The organism is Pseudomonas fluorescens NCIMB 11764, assembly GCF_000293885.2.
Classification (GTDB): Bacteria; Pseudomonadota; Gammaproteobacteria; order Pseudomonadales; family Pseudomonadaceae; genus Aquipseudomonas; species Aquipseudomonas fluorescens_B.
On sequence record NZ_CP010945.1, the window covers coordinates 5,841,637 to 5,859,572 of the forward strand.

Genomic DNA, 17,936 nt, shown 5'->3' on the forward strand with positions numbered 1-17,936 from the left:
TCGCAACGCTTGGAGCTCAACCTTCCGTGCCCGTTCTGCGTCTACCGCTTCTCCCTGCCGCGGCAGGTAAACAGCACTGGGGCAACCTGCCCGGTGCCGCCCTGAGCCTGGCCATCGCCGAGGCCGCCAGCGCTGCCAAGCGCTTTACCCTGCTGCTGACTGCCGACAGCCAAAGTGCCGAACGGCTGGAACAGGAGCTGAGCTTCTTCGCCCCGGATTTGCCGGTGCTGCATTTCCCGGACTGGGAAACCCTGCCCTACGATCTGTTTTCGCCGCACCAGGACATCATTTCCCAGCGCATCGCGGCTTTATACAGGCTGCCGGAGCTGAGCCATGGCGTACTGGTGGTGCCGATCACCACAGCCCTGCATCGCCTGGCGCCGACCAAATTCCTGCTCGGCAGCAGCCTTGTTCTGGACGTCGGCCAGAAGCTCGATGTCGAGCAGATGCGCACCCGACTCGAGGCCAGCGGCTATCGCTACGTCGACACGGTGTACGAGCACGGTGAATTCACCGTGCGCGGCTCGCTGATCGATCTGTTCCCGATGGGCAGCAAACTGCCCTTCCGGATCGACCTGTTCGACGATGAAATCGAGACGCTGCGCACCTTCGATCCGGAAAACCAGCGTTCCATCGACAAGGTGGACACCGTTCGCCTGTTGCCGGCCCGCGAGTTTCCCCTGCAAAAAGACGCGGTCACCCGTTTCAAGGCGCGCTTCCGTGAGCGCTTCGATGTCGACTTCCGTCGCTGCCCGATCTTCCAGGACCTGAGCAGCGGGATTACACCGGCGGGTATCGAGTATTACCTGCCGTTGTTCTTCGACGAAACGTCCACGCTGTTCGATTACCTGCCCCAGGACACGCAAGTGTTTTCCCTGCCGGGCATTGAACAGGCGGCGGAAAACTTCTGGAACGATGTGCGCAATCGTTATGAAGAGCGCCGCGTCGACCCATCCCGTCCTTTATTACCGCCGGCCGAGTTGTTCCTGCCGGTGGAAGATTGCTTTGCCCGCCTCAAGAGCTGGCCGCGTGTGGTGGCCAGTCAACAGGATGTTGAAACCGGCGTCGGCCGCGAGCGCTTCCCGGCGCGGGAGTTGCCGAACCTGGCCATCGAGGCCAAGGCAACACAACCTCTGGCGGCGCTGGCCGGTTTCCTCGACGAGTTCCCGGGTCGCGTGCTGTTCACCGCCGAATCCGCGGGCCGTCGTGAAGTACTGCTGGAACTGCTCGAACGCCTGAAACTGCGACCGAAAACCGTCGACAGCTGGCCGGACTTTGTCGCGAGCAAGGATCGCCTGGCGATTACCATTGCGCCGCTCGACGAAGGCCTGGTGCTCGACGACCCGGCGCTGGCGCTGGTGGCTGAAAGCCCGTTATTCGGTCAGCGCGTCATGCAGCGCCGTCGCCGCGAAAAACGCGCAGACGCCAATAACGACGCTGTCATCAAAAACCTCACCGAGCTGCGCGAAGGCGCGCCGGTGGTGCACATCGATCACGGTGTAGGCCGCTATCTGGGCCTTGCAACACTGGAAATCGACGATCAGGCCGCCGAGTTCCTGACTCTGCAATACGCTGAAGGCGCCAAGCTTTACGTGCCGGTAGCCAACCTGCACCTGATCGCCCGGTATACCGGCAGCGACGATGCCCTGGCTCCGTTGCATCGCCTGGGTTCGGAAACCTGGCAGAAAGCCAAACGCAAGGCCGCCGAACAGGTGCGAGATGTGGCGGCCGAATTGCTCGACATTTATGCACGCCGCGCTGCTCGTGAAGGCTATGCCTTCGAAGATCCGAAAGCAGACTACGCCACCTTCAGCGCCGGTTTCCCGTTCGAAGAAACCCCGGACCAGCAAACCACCATCGACGCGGTGCGCGCCGACATGCTCGCGCCAAAACCGATGGACCGCCTGGTCTGCGGCGACGTCGGTTTCGGCAAGACCGAAGTGGCGATGCGCGCCGCGTTCATTGCGGTGCATGGTGGTCGCCAGGTCGCAATTCTGGTGCCGACCACCCTGCTCGCCCAGCAGCACTACAACAGTTTCCGCGACCGCTTCGCCGACTGGCCGGTGACTGTGGAAGTGATGAGCCGCTTCAAGTCGACCAAGGAAGTGAATGCCGCCGTGGCGGATCTCGCCGAAGGCAAGATCGACATCGTCATCGGCACGCACAAACTGCTGCAAGACGATGTGAAGATCAAAAACCTCGGGCTGGTGATCATCGACGAAGAGCACCGTTTCGGTGTCCGTCAGAAAGAACAGCTCAAGGCCCTGCGCAGCGAAGTCGACATCCTCACGCTGACTGCCACGCCGATTCCGCGCACGCTGAACATGGCGGTGTCGGGCATGCGCGACCTGTCGATCATCGCCACGCCGCCGGCCCGTCGCCTGTCGGTGCGGACCTTCGTCATGGAGCAGAACAAGAGCACGGTCAAAGAGGCCTTGCTGCGTGAGTTGCTGCGTGGCGGTCAGGTCTACTACCTGCACAACGACGTGAAGACCATCGAGAAATGCGCCGCAGACCTCGCCGAACTGGTGCCGGAAGCGCGTATCGGCATCGGCCACGGGCAGATGCGCGAACGCGAACTCGAACAGGTGATGAGCGACTTCTATCACAAGCGCTTCAACGTGCTGATCGCCTCGACCATCATCGAGACCGGCATCGACGTGCCGAGCGCCAACACCATCATCATCGAGCGTGCCGACAAATTCGGCCTGGCGCAGCTGCACCAGTTGCGCGGCCGCGTCGGTCGCAGTCACCACCAGGCCTACGCGTACCTGCTGACACCACCGCGCCAGCAAATCACCCCGGACGCAGAAAAGCGCCTGGAAGCGATCGCCAATACCCAGGATCTCGGCGCGGGCTTCGTGCTCGCCACCAACGACCTGGAAATCCGTGGCGCCGGTGAACTGCTGGGCGACGGTCAGAGCGGGCAGATCCAGGCCGTCGGTTTCACCCTGTATATGGAGATGCTCGAACGCGCGGTGAAGTCGATCCGCAAGGGTGAACAGCCGAATCTCGATCAGCCGCTGGGCGGTGGTCCGGAAGTCAATTTGCGTGTACCGGCGTTGATTCCCGAAGACTACTTGCCGGACGTGCATGCCCGACTGATTCTGTACAAACGCATTGCTTCGGCCACCGACGAGGAAGGCCTGAAAGACCTGCAAGTGGAGATGATCGATCGCTTCGGCCTGCTGCCGGAACCGACCAAGAACCTGATGCGCATTACGGCGCTGAAGTTGCAGGCCGAACTGTTGGGCATCAAGAAAGTCGACGGCGGCCCGCAAGGCGGTCGAATCGAGTTCGCGGCGCAGACGCCGGTCGACCCGCTGACACTGATCAAACTGATTCAGGGCCAGCCTAAACGCTACAAATTCGAAGGCGCCACGATGTTTAAATTCATGGTCCCGATGGAGCGCCCGGAAGAGCGCTTTAATACTGTAGAGGCACTGCTTGAATGCCTCATTCCGAAAACTGCTTGAAGGACGCCGCATGCGCCTGTTTCGCTCACTGACTTTGCTGATGACCCTGGCCGCCCCCACAGCGTTTGCCGATGACCTGTATCAGATTGAAATGATTCTGGTCCGGCAGAACGCTGTGCCTGCCATTGTCAGCAAAGCCGCGCCGGAAGACTGGGCTGCCGGTGCCCAACCCGTCAGCAAGGACAGCCTGCGCACGCCAAGCCTGAATAGCGAAGTGGGAAAACTCACCGCCAGCAAAGAATACACCGTGTTGCTGCACAAGGCCTGGCAGCAGAACCTCGGCGAAGAAGCCCGCAAAATTGCAATCAGCGATGGCAAGGAACAGTTCGGCCAGTACCCGATCGAGGGCACGCTGAACCTGAAACTGGGACGCTTCACTGATGTTGACGCCGACTTCTGGGTCAACCAGATCGACGCCAATGGCCTGGTCACTGCCAGTGAACGCCTGAAAACAGAAAGCCATACCAAAAACGGACAACTGAATTTCCTCGACGCCGGTCATCTTGGAATGCTGATCAAGATCACCTCACTGACAGCCCCCGCACCTCGGCCAGTCCCCGATGAAATTCCGGACTGATTGAAGTCCTTATGCCCCCGACCCTGAGTAAACCTCTGGCGCCTTCCTGGGTCAGCCGATTCAAGGAACAGAGCCTGGAACGTGGCCGACGCTACGCGCTGGAGAATCGTGTCAGGATCGTCGAGGTCGGAGACGCAACCATTACCGCCGCCTGCGAAGGCTCTGGCGGCAACGTTTATCGTCAGACCATTCGCCTGCGCGAGTCGGCTAAAGCCACCTTGCTGATGGTCGACGCCACTTGCACGTGCCCGGTTCGCAGCAACTGCAAACATTGCGCCGCGGTGCTGCTGAAGGTGCAGGAAACCCTCGCCTACCCCGCCGCCGCGCAAGACGCCGAACTGCTGGAAAAACTTCAGGCCGTACTGGAAAACCGCAGCCCGAAAGCGCCGCCGCAAGTGCTGGTGGACAACGTGCAACCGGTGCCACGCCTGTGGCTGGCGAGCATCGAGTTCAGCGCCTTCGAACCGCGCAACGGCAAGATGCAGCGCTACATTCAGCATCGTGCAGCGCTGTCCTTCAATTACCTGGATGAATACGTCAGCGGACAGAAAAACGCCGATGTCCTGATTCGCCAGGAAACGCAGACGCTGCGGATAAAACGCCACCCGGAAGTCGAACAGACCTACAGGGAACAACTGCGAATCCTCGGCTTCAAGGTCGCCACCCGTCAAAGCAAAGCCCTGCCGGAAAGCGCCGGCGAACTCTACGAGATGGTCAACGACAGCGCCTGGCTGACCTTCACCCTCAATGAGCTGCCGAAGCTGCGCACTCAAGGCTGGGAGTTGCAGATCGACGAGGATTTCGGTTTCGACCTGACCGCCGTGGACGACTGGTACGCCACCGTCGAACAGGCACCGGAGCGTGACTGGTTCGATCTTGAGCTGGGGATCATCGTCAATGGCGAGCGCCTGAGCTTGCTGCCCATCCTGCTGAACCTGATGCGCTCCCACACCGAAATCCTCAACCCGGAACGTCTCGCCCGACGTCGCGATGACGAGTTGATTTTGGTGAACATCCCCAATCGCCCGAATTCCGAACACGGGCCGCTGCAAGTCGCCCTGCCCTTTGGCCGCTTGAAACCGGTACTGGCGACCCTCGGCGAGTTCTACCTGCAAGAACCCGGCGAGACCACGCTGCGCTTGAGCAAGGCCGACGCCACGCGCCTGAATCCTTTGGAAGACTTGCCGCTGCTCTGGGAAGGTGGCGAGCAGATCCGCACGTTTGCCCAGCGCCTGCGGGACATCAAGGATTACACCGCGACTGCACCGGAAGGCTTGAACGCAACATTGCGCCCGTATCAGCTGGAAGGCTTGAGCTGGATGCAATCGCTGCGGCAACTGGAAGTCGGCGGGATTCTCGCGGACGACATGGGACTGGGTAAAACCCTGCAGACCCTGGCGCACGTTCTCAGCGAGAAAAACGCTGGACGCCTCGATCGACCCTGCATGGTGGTGATGCCCACCAGCCTGATCCCGAACTGGCTCGACGAAGCCGCACACTTCACGCCGCAACTCAAAGTGCTGGCGCTGTACGGCGCCAGTCGCAAGAAGCATTTCGACACGCTGGCCGATTACGACCTGATCCTGACCACCTATGCACTGCTGCCCAAAGACGTCGAACGCCTGGCCGCGCAGCCGTTGCACGTCCTGGTGCTGGACGAAGCACAGTACATCAAGAACCCCAACAGCAAGGCCGCCCAGGCTGCGCGCGAACTGAATGCGCGCCAGCGCCTGTGCCTGAGTGGCACGCCGCTGGAAAACCACCTGGGTGAACTGTGGTCGCTGTTTCATTTCTTGCTGCCCGGCTGGCTTGGCGATGTGAAAAGCTTCAACCGCGATTACCGCGTGCCGATTGAAAAGCGCGCCAGCGAGGTCAGGCTTCAGCACCTCAATGGCCGGATCAAACCGTTTCTGTTGCGCAGGACCAAAGAGCAAGTGGCGACGGAGTTGCCGCCGAAGACCGAGATCGTCCACTGGGTCGAACTCAACGAAGCGCAACGCGATGTCTACGAAACCATGCGCCTGGCCATGGACAAGAAAGTCCGCGACGAAATCACCCGCAAGGGCGTGGCGCGCAGCCAGATCATCATTCTTGAGGCGCTGCTGAAGCTGCGTCAGGTGTGCTGCGATTTGCGCCTGGTCAACGACGCTGCGCTGCCGGCTCGCGGAAGTACCTCGGGCAAACTCGATAGCCTCATGGAAATGCTGGAAGAATTGTTCGAGGAAGGTCGACGGATTCTGCTGTTTTCGCAGTTCACTTCGATGCTCGCGTTAATCGAGATCGAGTTGAAAAAACGCGGTGTTGAATATGCGTTGTTGACCGGGCAGACCCGTGACCGACGTTCTCCGGTGAAAGAATTCCAGAGCGGCAAGCGTCAGATCTTTCTGATCAGCTTGAAGGCAGGTGGTGTTGGCCTGAACCTGACCGAAGCGGACACGGTGATTCACTACGACCCGTGGTGGAACCCGGCGACGGAAAACCAGGCGACTGACCGTGCGTACCGCATTGGCCAGGAGAAACCGGTATTCGTCTACAAGATGATTGCCCGAGGCACGGTGGAAGAGAAGATTCAGCACCTGCAGAAAGAAAAATCCGACCTGGCGGCAGGCGTGCTGGATGGGCGCAAGACCGGGGACTGGAAGTTGCAGAGCGATGATATTGAGGCCTTGTTTGCGCCGTTGCCGGAAAAGCTGGAGAAACGCTGAGATGGGCGGCGCCTGGTGGATCGCCTTCCTCGGAACGCCGCCCGGACCAAGCCGGTGTTCCGAGGAAGGGGCCGACACAGCCGGAATGATCAGCTTCGGGCAAACTCCACCGCCTTCTGGAACTGCTCCTCCGTCGGGCGCACCCCGGTATAAAGCACAAACTGCTCCAGCGCCTGGATCGCGATCACTTCCAGCCCGGTAATCACTCGCTTGCCTTCGGCGCGACCGCGCACGATCAGCGGCGTTTCCGAGGGGATCGCCACCACGTCGAAGACAGTCTGCGCAGCCGCAATGACCTCCCCGTCAAAGGCCAGTTGATCGGCCTCAGGCCCGCCCGTCATACCGATCGGCGTCACGTTGATCAGCATCTGCGGGCGTCGGGTGCCCAACTCGGCTTGCCACTCATAACCCAGTGACTCAGCCAGGGCACGCCCGGTGCGTTCGTTACGGGCGACGATCAGGCCGTTCTTGTAACCGCCATCGCGCAAGGCACTGGCCACCGCCTTGGCCATGCCGCCGCTGCCGCGCAGGGCAAAGGTCGATTCCTTGGGCACCTGATGGGTGTCCAGCAATTGAGCGATGGCGATGTAATCGGTGTTGTAAGCCTTGAGGTGGCCATCGGTGTTGACGATGGTGTTGATCGACTGGATGGCGGCGGCGGACGTGTCCAGCTCATCGACCAGCGCAATACACGCTTCCTTGAACGGCATCGATACGCCACAACCGCGAATGCCCAGGGCGCGAATACCCGCGACGGCACCGGTCAGGTCCTGGCTGCGAAAGGCCTTGTAGTAGAAATTCAGACCCAGCTGTTCATACAAGTGATTGTGAAATCGCAGGCCAAAGTTCCCCGGGCGCCCCGACAGGGACATGCACAGCTGAGTGTCTTTGTTGGGGTTCATCTGCATGAAGAATCTCCTTCGGTAGCACTTTCAGATGGACGGGATTAGCCATTCCATCGAGATCTGATCGATCATATCGGCGTGCCTGCTCGTGGCAGCGCACGTGGGTAAGGAAGCCGGTACAGACCTTACACAAAATTTACCCAACGGCTGTGCTGATTTTCAAAAAAACGCTGTCTTAGAAGTATCCCCGCGACAATCCTTGGGTCTATTGCAGACGCAAGCGCCGGGTTGAAGAACCGAGGAATGATCATGATCCGTAAAATTCCCACAGTGGCCTTGCTGATCGGTGCTCTTGCTATCGCAGGGCAGGCAGAGGCTGGCGGCGGTCACGGTTGGCAAGGTCCAGCGGTATTTGGCGCGATCGTTGGCTCGGCCATCGTCGGTTCGGCCATCATCAACAGCAACCGGCCCGTTTATGTCCAGCAGCAACCGGTTTACTACCAGCCGCAACCGGTGTACGTGCAGCAACCGCCACCGGTTTACTACCAGCCGGCGCCGGTCTACGTGCAACAACCGGTCTATTACGCCCCGCCACCGGTCTACTACGGTCCGCCCCGTGGCTATTACGGCCCGCCACGCGGTTATTACGGCCATCCCCATGGTTACGGCCGCTGGTAACAGGCGCACAAGGCCCCGCTTTTATAGCGCAATGTCGTTCACTTAAGAGTGTCTTGAATCAAAGGAAACTTGTGGCGAGGGAGCTTGCTCCCGCTTGAGTGCGTAGCACTCACAAAACTCGGCAATAGTTGTCAGATTTTTGGGGCCGCTACGCAGCCCAGCGCGAGCAAGCTCGCTCGCCACAAAGGTATGCACGATTCAAGAGCGCGCTTAAGTGAACAGCATTGCTTTTATAGCGGGGCTTTTTTATGCCCGTTCGTCGGCGAAGGTCTGAAAAAATCTCGCCAAGGTCGCTATCGGGACAGTCCCGCCGGTTCAAGCGGGCAAGATTGACTCTTGAGCGCCCTTTCCCCGCGCAGGGGAACCGGTCATGTTTATGTCATGTCAGGTCCGCAAGCTTGGATCTGTCCGTCAACAACAGGTTGATAACAACAAGGACGACCTCATGCCCACGCAAAATCCGCACCGCGATATCAGCTTGTGCACTTCCAGCAAGGTGTACAACACCCTGACCGAACTCAAGCACCTGGAAGGCCATCGCAGCGCCAAGTTCTTATCGCTGCTGACCGAAAACCTGGTGCGCAAAGGCCTGCTTAACGAGCACGAAGTGGTCCACATGCTGGATTTGGTGGTCGACTGACGGACAGACGGTCGTTTGGGACCGCTAACGTCAATGACGACTATCGAAAGCGTTGATTTCTCGTTCAAGCGCAAGATCCGTAAGGTAGCTCCATAGATTGATGGAGGTACTTATGTCCCAGGTTCAGATCATGTCCGTTATCGGCAGCGCCGTTCCCGCCCCGCTCAGAGAGCTGGGATTGCTCGCCTGTTGGTATCTGGTGCAGGACGGCGAAGCGATCAGCGGTCCGCTCACCTCGCTTAACGCCGCCAAGGCCCTGTCGCAGAGCCTCGACACCGGTCGACTCAGCGCCTAAGGCAGCTGTACCCGCGGTTTGGTTTCGATGAAAATCGCCCAGCTCGACATGAACAGTGCCGCGATCAGGGGCCCGATGACAAAGCCGTTGAGCCCGAAAATCGCCAGGCCGCCCAAGGTCGAGATGAGAATCAGATAGTCCGGCATCTTGGTGTCCTTGCCCACCAGGATCGGTCGCAGCACATTGTCCACCAGGCCGATCACGAACACGCCGAACAGCCCCAGCACCACGCCCTGCCAGATCGCTCCGGAGAACAGGAAAAACGCCGCCACCGGCGCCCAGACAATCCCCGCGCCCACCGCTGGCAACAGCGATAGAAACGCCATCAACACCGCCCAGAGCAAAGCGCTCGGGATGTCGAGAAACCAGAAAATCAAACCGCCCAAGGCGCCCTGCGTAATGGCCACCAGCAGGTTGCCTTTCACCGTGGCGCGCACCACGCGGTTGAACTTGAGCTGCAAGCGGCGTTTCTGGTGTTCCTCCAGCGGCACGGCAGCGCGAACCTTGCGTGCAAGCTCTGCGCCGTCGCGCAAAAAGAAGAACAGCAAGTAGAGCATGATGAAAAAACCCACCACGAAATCAAACGTACCCTGCCCGAAACTGAACACCTGCGTGGCGACAAACTCGTTGCCCGTCACCGCACTCTTGATGATTTTTTCCCGCAGCCCGTCCAGCTCACCGACCCCGGCCCGATCGAGCAAGTGCTGAAAGTACGGCGGCAGGCTGTGTTTGAAATGCGTCACGTACCCTGCGATGTCCAGCTCGCCGCTTTCGATGCTTTTGTACAGCGTGGCCCCCTCTTGCACCAGCAGGATACTGAGGATGATCACCGGCAGAATAGCGATGATCAGGCAGATGCTCAGGGTGAGCAGCGACGTCACGTTGCGTTGCCAGCCAAACTTCAGTTGCAGGCGACGCTGCAGCGGTGCGAAGAGGATGCCGAGGATCACCGCCCAGAACACCGCGCCGTAGAACGGCAGCAGAATCCAGATAAACGCCGCCGTCACCAGCCCAAGCAGAATCACCAGTGATTTGTTTTTTACCGTCTCTTCGTTCATGTCCGATCCATGTCAGTCCGCAGGGACGCAATGTCGCGTCCTGATGCTTAGTCCGCCACGGTTCGCGCGAGTGCCATCCGCTTGTTCATCAAGCATAGATCCAGATCAATGAAACCTGTGGGCAAGCCGATTACCCTCGCGGTCTTTTGCGATCGACCCGCCCATGACCCTCGCCACGCCTGAACTGCTCGCCCCCGCCGGCACCCTGAAAAACATGCGATACGCCTTCGCCTATGGTGCCGATGCGGTGTACGCCGGCCAGCCGCGCTACAGCCTGCGGGTGCGCAACAACGAATTCGATCACGCCAACCTCGCGCTCGGCATTCGCGAAGCCCAGGCCCAGGGCAAGCGTTTCTACGTGGTGGTGAACATCGCCCCGCACAACGCCAAGCTCAAAACCTTTCTCAAGGACCTCCAACCGGTGATCGCCATGGCACCGGACGCGCTGATCATGTCCGACCCCGGCCTGATCATGCTGGTGCGCCGGCACTTCCCGCAGATGCCGATTCACCTGTCAGTGCAGGCCAACACGGTGAACTGGGCGAGCGTCGAGTTCTGGCAGCAACAAGGCTTGAGCCGGATCATCCTGTCGCGTGAGCTGTCTCTGGAAGAAATCGCCGAAATCCGCCAGCAAGTGCCCGCCATGGAACTCGAAGTGTTCGTTCACGGCGCACTGTGCATGGCCTATTCCGGACGCTGCCTGCTGTCGGGCTACATGAACAAACGCGATGCCAATCAGGGCAGTTGCACCAACGCCTGTCGCTGGAAGTACACCGCGCAAGAAGCCACGGAAAACCAGCTCGGCGAAATCGTGCAGACGTTCCAGCCCGAACCGACGCTGGGGATTGGCGCACCCACCGATCAGGTGTTCCTGTTGCAGGAAGCCAATCGTCCGGACGAACTGATGCCGGCGTTCGAGGACGAACACGGCACCTACATCATGAATGCCAAGGACCTGCGCGCCGTGCAGCATGTCGAGCGTCTGACGCAGATGGGCGTGCACTCATTGAAAATCGAAGGCCGGACCAAATCCCATTTCTATTGCGCGCGGACCACTCAGGTGTATCGCCGGGCAATCGACGATGCGGTGGCCGGTCGTGAGTTTGACCGCGGCCTGATGACCGATCTGGAATCCCTCGCCCAGCGCGGTTACACCGAAGGTTTTCTGCGTCGCCATGTGCATGACGAATACCAGAACTATCAGCATGGCAGCTCGGTGTCGGAACGGCAGCAGTTTGTCGGTGAGCTGACCGGCGAGCGGCGTGACCGCTTGGCGGAGGTCAAGGTGAAGAACCGGTTTGGCCTGGGCGACCACATGGAACTGATGACGCCCAAGGGCAACTTCCACTTCGATCTGCATCAGTTGCAGAACGTCAAAGGCGAGGCCATCGACGTGGCGCCGGGGGACGGGCACACGGTGTACCTGCCAATTCCGGATGCGGTGGATTTGCGGTTCGGGTTGTTGATGCGGGATGTAGGTATGAAGTAGCCCGGTAGTCCTGATAAAACCTGTGGCGAGGGCGCTTGCTCCCGCTCGAGCGCGAAGCGTTCGTCAAGGGTGATCAGTGTTCAACCTGAAGAAATCCATGTTCTGGTTTGGGGGTACTTCGCACCCAGCGGGAGCAAGCGCCCTCGCCACAAAGTCCCCTGTTTCACAATGTCGTCTACGCGAACTCCTCCCGCAACATCGCCACAAATGCCTCTCTCGCCGGGTGCACCCCGGCGTTTTCGTGCCAGTAAAACAGGTTGTCGATGGCCGTCAGCTCAGGGAATTCGTACCCCGCACATCCGGCGCCCTTGGCGTTCTGATCGAACACACCTTTAGGCACCAGCGCGACACCCGCCCCTGCGCTGACGCAACCGACAATCGCGCCATAACTGGCCAGGCTGACAATCGGCAGCGCCTGCCCCTGACGCAACAACCAATGCTCCAGCGCCGCGCGGTATGGGCAGCCCTGCGGCCACATGAACACGGTTTTGTCCTGCAAATCGGCAATGTCACGCACCGGCCCCAGGGACGTCGAGGCGATCAGCAGCAGCTCCTCGCGGTACATCGGCGTGCGTTTGAGGTGCGCACGCTCGACATCCACCGCGACGATCGCGCCGTCGAGCCGGTGGCTGACAGTGTCATCGAGCAATTGGCCCCAGGTGCCGGTGGTCAGTTCCAGCGCCACCGCCGGGTAGCGCTTGTGGAACTTGGCGAGCAAGCGCGGCAAGCGCCCGGTGGCCGAGGATTCGATGGCGCCGATGCGCAGCGGGCCAGAGGGCTCGGCCGCGGGATCGACCGCGCGTTTGGCCTCCGCCGTGAGCGCGAGAATCTTCGAGGCATAGGCCAGAAACGTCTGTCCCGACGGGCTGATGCGCAATCCCCGGCCTTCCCGTAGAAACAGCGCGACGCCCAATTCCGCCTCCAGCGCCTTGATCCGTGCCGTGATGTTCGACGGCACGCAATGCAGCAACTCGGCCGCACGGGCGATGCTGCCGACGTCGGCAACGGTCTTGAACATGCGAATCTGCGCGAGCTCCATACATCACCCAAAGTGAACAGTTTGCGCAGTATAAGTCAGTTGTGGCGAATGGTTGGAGTTCTGATACTCGATGCATCTGTCCACAGGTGCTCGACCATGCAAACGCAAACTCATCCTTCGCCCTTCAAAATCATTCTGGCCATGGCGTTTGTCGTGGCCTGCTGGGGTTATTCCCCGACCGGCATTCACATCGGCCTGCAAGCCTATGACCCAGGGCATCTGGCGCTGCTGCGGTTCCTGGTGGCGTCTGTGTTCATGGCGCTGGTCGCGCTGGTCAACGGCATCAGCCTGCCCAACCTGCGTGATTTGCCGCTGCTGTTCGGCCTCGGTTTTTTTGCCGTGAGCCTGCATCACGTGGCGATCAATTTCGGCCAGCAAGGTGTCAGCGCCGGCGCGTCCAGCGTGCTGGCGCAAACAACGCCACTGTTCAGCACGCTGCTGGCGCGCTTCGTGTTCAAGGACCACGTGAGCGCCTGGCGTTGGGGTTGTGTTTTTCTGGGGCTGGTCGGCGTAGTGATCGTGGTCGCCGGGGATCGCGGGGTGGGCAGCATCGACGCCCACGGCTTGTTGATCCTGCTGGCGGCGGTGTCCTGGAGCTTTTACTTCGCGTTGCAGAAACACCACTCCGGGCGCTACGACGGACTGACGCTGGTTTGCTACACGGTGTGGTCGGGAACGGCGTTGTTGCTGGTGTACCTGCCGGGGTTGGCGGCGCAAGTGGTCAACGCACCGATGCATGTACAACTGGCGGTGATGGCGCTGGGGGTGTTTCCAAGTGCGCTCGCGTACCTGGCCTGGGCGTTTGTGTTGGCTCACGTTGATTTGAGCCGGGCGACGATGACCTTGTATCTGGTGCCGCCGACGGCGATGGCGATGGCCTCGTTTGCGCTGGGCGAGCGGCCGACGTTGATGATTGTCGTGGGGGGCATCGTGGTGTTGGTGAGTGTGTTGGCGTTGAATCTGGAGCGGCGGTGGGTAGTGATTCGGGCGGCGGAGGTTTGATTGGGGATTTGTGGTGATGCGTCTGGCGTCATCGCGAGCAGGCTCGCTCCCACATTGACCTCACCAACACTGAAGATCCCCTGTGGGAGCGAGCCTGCTCGCGATGAACGATGACATGGCCAACCGGCCAGGCACAAAAAACCCGGCACACTGGCCGGGTTCTGTTCAGCGCCTGTCATCGGACAGCGGCGTGGGTTCATCCGGCGGAGGCACGTCCTCCTCCGCGGCGGGGTCCATCCAGTCTTCAGGTCGGTCAGGCTCTGCGGCGGCCGGGTCCCGCGCAGGGTCCATGCCAGGTGGAGCATCGTGATCCATTGGGTTAGCCATGGCGCACCTCATTGGTGAGGTCCAGCAAATCTGGGCCGTATTCGTTGGAAGCAAGCGCGCGAACGGCGTGCTATCGAATAGACAGACGGCTAGTCGCGATCCGCCAAAAACCGGTCCCGACTGTTGGTCAGGTGCAGCCACATGGCCGCCCGCGCCGCGTCCGCGTCCTGGCGTTTGATGGCGTTGAGAATCGCCTCGTGCTCAAGGTTGGCAAGGTGCCCGAGCTTGCTCAAATCCGCCGCGCCACGCTCGGCGGCATTGACCCGGGTCCGGGGAATCATGGCGCTGCCCAGGTGCTGCATGATTTCGGTGAAGCAGACGTTGCCGGTGGCTTCCGCGATCAGCAGGTGAAAACGCTTGTCGGCTTCGACGCAGCTGTCGTTGTTGGCGAGCAGGCTTTGATAGTCATCCAGCGCTTCGCGCATTTGCGCCAGTTGCTGATCCGTGCGACGCATGGCCGCCAACGCGGCGGCCTGGGTTTCGAGGCCCATGCGCAACTCCAGAATGCTGCGCACCCCCAGCGCCGTATCGACATTCAGTCGCAGCCCCTGCTCCGGCGCACGCTCGATCACGAACGTGCCGATGCCGTGCCGGGTTTCCACCAGGCCGGACGCCTGCAATTTCGAGATCGCCTCGCGTACCACCGTGCGACTGACGCCGTGCTCCAGAACGATCGTGTTCTCCGAGGGAAGTTTGTCCCCCGGCAACATCTGGCCCAGCAGAATGCTCTGGGTCAGTTTCGCGACCAGGTCGTGGGCCAGGTTGTGTGTGCGCTTGCGGGCAGGCGCGTCGAGGTCTTCTTGCATGGCGGTCATCCGAGAGCAGAGCTGACGGAATCGTAGCACCGCGATCAAGTGAAAGCCCCAAAAAATACCGCCCTACTTGTATGACAACACTCAACAACGGCAGCAAATCCAGCTCAAAAAGACCGACTCACAACCAGCCACCACCACAAAAATTTCGAGATAACAGCCATTTTATTGGACATTACAGCTTGCAGAATAAAAAAACGCAGTTGTATGATGTCTAGCAACAACGCAGCACCCGCAACACCCCGCATAAAAATAATCAGTGGGAGAAAACCAAGTGAATACATCCATCTCCGGGATGCACGACGGCGCCGATTCGGTCCTGAAATCCGCCATCTCGAAAGTGAAACGCCACGTTCTGCCGCTGTTCGTCATCATGTTCATCGTCAACTACATCGACCGCGTGAACATCGGCTTCGTCCGCGCCCACATGGAACACGACCTGGGCATCGGCGCTGCCGCCTACGGCCTCGGTGCCGGTCTGTTCTTCATCGGTTACGCGCTGTTCGAAGTCCCCTCCAACATCCTCCTGCAAAAAGTCGGCGCGCGAATCTGGCTGACCCGCATCATGCTGACCTGGGGCCTGGTGGCCGCATGCATGGCCTTCATCCAGAACGAAACCCACTTCTATATCCTGCGATTCCTGCTGGGTGTGGCTGAAGCCGGGTTCTTCCCGGGAGTGATTTATTACTTCACGCGCTGGTTGCCGGGGGTGGAACGCGGCAAGGCCATTGCGATTTTCCTTAGCGGCTCGGCGATCGCTTCGCTGATCTCCGGCCCGTTGTCCGGGTTGCTCCTGCAGATCAGCGGGTTCGGGATGCACGGCTGGCAATGGATGTATTTCATTGAAGGCATGTTCTCGGTCGGGCTGTGCGTGTTCGTCTGGTTCTGGCTCGACTCCAAACCCCACGACGCCAAATGGCTCAGCCGCGAAGAACAGGACGCACTGGTCAAGGCCATCGACGACGAACAACTGGCCCGAGAAGCCGCGACGCCGATCAAACCGTCGCTGGGCAAGTTGCTCAAGGATCGCCAGATCATCCTGTTCTGCCTGATCTATTTCTTCATTCAGCTGACCATCTACGCCGCGACCTTCTGGCTGCCAAGCATCATCAAGAAGATGGGCGACCTCAGCGACATTCAGGTCGGGCTGTTCAACTCGATCCCGTGGCTGCTGTCGATCGTCGGCATGTACGCCTTCGCGTCGCTGTCCGCGAAATGGAAACACCAGCAAGCCTGGGTGGCCGCTGCCCTGCTGATCGCGGCGGCCGGCATGTTCATGTCCACCACCGGCGGGCCGGTCTTTGCCTTCGTGGCGATCTGCTTCGCAGCACTGGGCTTCAAATCCGCTTCGTCACTGTTCTGGCCGATTCCCCAGGCGTACCTCGATGCACGGATCGCCGCAGGCGTCATCGCGCTGATCAATTCGGTGGGCAACCTCGGCGGCTTCGTTGCACCGACTACGTTCGGCCTGCTGGAAGAACACACCGGCTCGATTCAGGGCGGGCTGTATGGCCTGGCCGCCACCTCGATCATTGCCGCGATCATCGTCTTCTCCGCACGGAACACACCGAAAACCGTACCTGCCGTTGCCTTGGACGAAACCGCCCCCCACCGCGCCTGAACATTGCTTTTTAAGGACAAGAAAATGAATCCACAAGACACCGCAAAAGCCCCGATCATCACCAGCATGCAAGTGGTTCCGGTGGCGGGTCACGACGGCATGCTGCTCAATCTGAGCGGCGCCCACGGTCCGTTTTTCACCCGCAATATCGTGATCCTCAAGGACAACGCCGGCCACACCGGCGTCGGCGAAGTGCCCGGTGGCGAGCGTATTCGCCAGACACTGGAAGATGCGCGCAGCCTGGTGGTCGGCAGCCCGATCGGCACGTACCAGAAGATCCTCAATCAGGTGCGCCAGACCTTCGCCGATCGCGATGCCGGTGGCCGCGGCTTGCAGACGTTCGACCTGCGCATCACCATCCATGCTGTCACCGGCCTGGAAGCGGCGTTGCTCGACTTGCTCGGTCAGCACCTGGACGTGCCGGTCGCCGCCCTGCTCGGCGAAGGCCAGCAGCGCGATGAAGTGAAGATGCTCGGCTATCTGTTTTATGTCGGTGATCGTCACCAGACTGACCTGGCCTATCGCAGCGAACCGGACGCGGACAACGACTGGTTCCGCGTACGTCACGAAAAAGCCATGACCGCCGACGCCGTAGTGCGCCTGGCCGAAGCCGCCCACGCCCGTTACGGCTTCAAGGATTTCAAACTCAAGGGCGGCGTGCTCAGTGGCGATGAAGAAATCGAAGCGGTCACCGCGCTGGCCGAACGCTTCCCCGAGGCGCGCATCACCCTCGATCCGAATGGCGCCTGGTCGCTGAAAGAAGCCATTCGCTTGTGCCGGGACCAGCATCATGTTCTGGCCTACGCCGAAGACCCGTGCGGTGCGGAAAACGGCTTTTCGGGCCGGGAAGTCATGGCTGAGTTCCGCCGCGCCACCGGCCTGAAAACCGCGACCAACATGATCGCCACCGACTGGCGGGAAATGGGTCACGCGATCCAGTTGCAATCGGTCGACATTCCGCTGGCCGACCCGCACTTCTGGACCATGCAAGGCTCTGTGCGCGTGGCGCAGATGTGCCACGAATGGGGCCTGACCTGGGGCTCGCATTCCAACAACCACTTCGATATTTCCCTGGCGATGTTCACGCATGTCGCGGCCGCCGCACCCGGCGACATCACCGCCATCGACACCCACTGGATCTGGCAGGACGGCCAACGCCTGACCAAAGCCCCGCTGCAAATCGTCGACGGTTGCGTGCAAGTGCCGAAGAAGCCGGGGCTCGGCGTCGAGCTGGACATGGACCAGTTGGCCAAGGCCCATGAACTGTACAAAGGCATGGGGCTGGGTGCGCGGGACGACAGCGTGGCGATGCAGTTCCTGATTCCGGGGTGGACATTTGATAACAAGCGGCCGTGCCTGGTGCGCTAGGCCC

15 protein-coding genes are annotated in these 17,936 nt (G+C 60.5%); 10 read left to right on the top strand and 5 right to left on the bottom strand.

The window, feature by feature from the left end:
- The first annotated feature begins 26 nt into the window (after positions 1–26).
- The 3 genes from mfd to B723_RS26710 are packed head-to-tail and all read left to right on the top strand — an operon-like array spanning position 27 to position 6,758.
- The gene (gene mfd, locus B723_RS26700) at positions 27–3,476 is read left to right on the top strand and encodes a transcription-repair coupling factor (protein ID WP_017339879.1); all 3,450 of its coding nucleotides are present in this window, start codon (positions 27–29) and stop codon (positions 3,474–3,476) included.
- 10 nt (positions 3,477–3,486) lie between these two features.
- On the top strand, positions 3,487–4,053 hold the full coding sequence (locus B723_RS26705; RefSeq protein ID WP_017339880.1) for a CsiV family protein: 567 nt from the start codon (positions 3,487–3,489) through the stop codon (positions 4,051–4,053).
- 11 nt (positions 4,054–4,064) lie between these two features.
- On the top strand, positions 4,065–6,758 hold the full coding sequence (locus B723_RS26710) for a DEAD/DEAH box helicase (RefSeq protein WP_017339881.1): 2,694 nt from the start codon (positions 4,065–4,067) through the stop codon (positions 6,756–6,758).
- An 89-nt stretch (positions 6,759–6,847) separates the two neighbouring features.
- On the opposite strand, the gene B723_RS26715 is transcribed toward B723_RS26710, so the two are convergent.
- Positions 6,848–7,666, bottom strand: a complete 819-nt coding sequence (locus B723_RS26715) for a shikimate 5-dehydrogenase (RefSeq protein WP_017339882.1) — start codon at positions 7,664–7,666, stop codon at positions 6,848–6,850.
- Positions 7,667–7,912: 246 nt separating this feature from the next.
- On the opposite strand from B723_RS26715, the gene B723_RS26720 reads away from it, so the two are divergent.
- From B723_RS26720 to B723_RS26730, 3 genes are all read left to right on the top strand, one after another.
- Positions 7,913–8,281 (top strand): hypothetical protein, encoded by a 369-nt coding sequence (locus B723_RS26720; RefSeq protein WP_031319047.1) that lies wholly within the window; start codon positions 7,913–7,915, stop codon positions 8,279–8,281.
- A gap of 445 nt (positions 8,282–8,726) precedes the next feature.
- Positions 8,727–8,921 (top strand): hypothetical protein, encoded by a 195-nt coding sequence (locus tag B723_RS26725; protein ID WP_017339884.1) that lies wholly within the window; start codon positions 8,727–8,729, stop codon positions 8,919–8,921.
- Positions 8,922–9,033: 112 nt separating this feature from the next.
- A complete protein-coding gene (locus B723_RS26730; protein ID WP_017339885.1) occupies positions 9,034–9,216 on the top strand; it encodes a hypothetical protein in 183 nt (60 codons plus the stop codon).
- Here B723_RS26730 and B723_RS26735 read toward each other — a convergent pair.
- Entirely contained in the window at positions 9,213–10,274 is a 1,062-nt protein-coding gene (locus B723_RS26735; RefSeq protein ID WP_017339886.1) for an AI-2E family transporter, read from the bottom strand. The two genes, B723_RS26730 and B723_RS26735, sit on opposite strands and share 4 nt — an antisense overlap.
- A 163-nt stretch (positions 10,275–10,437) precedes the next feature.
- On the opposite strand from B723_RS26735, the gene yegQ reads away from it, so the two are divergent.
- Positions 10,438–11,763, top strand: a complete 1,326-nt coding sequence (gene yegQ, locus B723_RS26740; RefSeq protein WP_017339887.1) for a tRNA 5-hydroxyuridine modification protein YegQ — start codon at positions 10,438–10,440, stop codon at positions 11,761–11,763.
- A gap of 175 nt (positions 11,764–11,938) precedes the next feature.
- Here yegQ and B723_RS26745 read toward each other — a convergent pair whose 3' ends face one another.
- Positions 11,939–12,802, bottom strand: coding sequence for a LysR substrate-binding domain-containing protein (locus tag B723_RS26745; RefSeq protein ID WP_017339888.1), 864 nt, complete (start codon positions 12,800–12,802; stop codon positions 11,939–11,941).
- Positions 12,803–12,898: 96 nt separating this feature from the next.
- On the opposite strand from B723_RS26745, the gene B723_RS26750 reads away from it, so the two are divergent.
- Complete coding sequence (locus tag B723_RS26750) at positions 12,899–13,804, top strand: DMT family transporter (RefSeq protein ID WP_017339889.1); 906 nt, start codon at positions 12,899–12,901, stop codon at positions 13,802–13,804.
- A 165-nt stretch (positions 13,805–13,969) separates the two neighbouring features.
- Here B723_RS26750 and B723_RS33375 read toward each other — a convergent pair whose 3' ends face one another.
- Positions 13,970–14,131, bottom strand: a complete 162-nt coding sequence (locus B723_RS33375; protein WP_017339890.1) for a hypothetical protein — start codon at positions 14,129–14,131, stop codon at positions 13,970–13,972.
- Between the two features lie 89 nt (positions 14,132–14,220).
- The gene (locus B723_RS26755; RefSeq protein ID WP_031319049.1) at positions 14,221–14,937 is read right to left on the bottom strand and encodes a FadR/GntR family transcriptional regulator; all 717 of its coding nucleotides are present in this window, start codon (positions 14,935–14,937) and stop codon (positions 14,221–14,223) included.
- Positions 14,938–15,217: 280 nt separating this feature from the next.
- On the opposite strand from B723_RS26755, the gene B723_RS26760 reads away from it, so the two are divergent.
- Positions 15,218–16,564 carry an MFS transporter gene (locus B723_RS26760; RefSeq protein WP_017339892.1) on the top strand — a complete coding sequence of 449 codons (1,347 nt, stop codon included), beginning with the start codon at positions 15,218–15,220 and terminating at the stop codon, positions 16,562–16,564.
- Positions 16,565–16,588: 24 nt separating this feature from the next.
- Complete coding sequence (gudD, locus tag B723_RS26765) at positions 16,589–17,932, top strand: glucarate dehydratase (RefSeq protein ID WP_017339893.1); 1,344 nt, start codon at positions 16,589–16,591, stop codon at positions 17,930–17,932.
- The last annotated feature ends 4 nt before the right edge of the window (positions 17,933–17,936 follow it).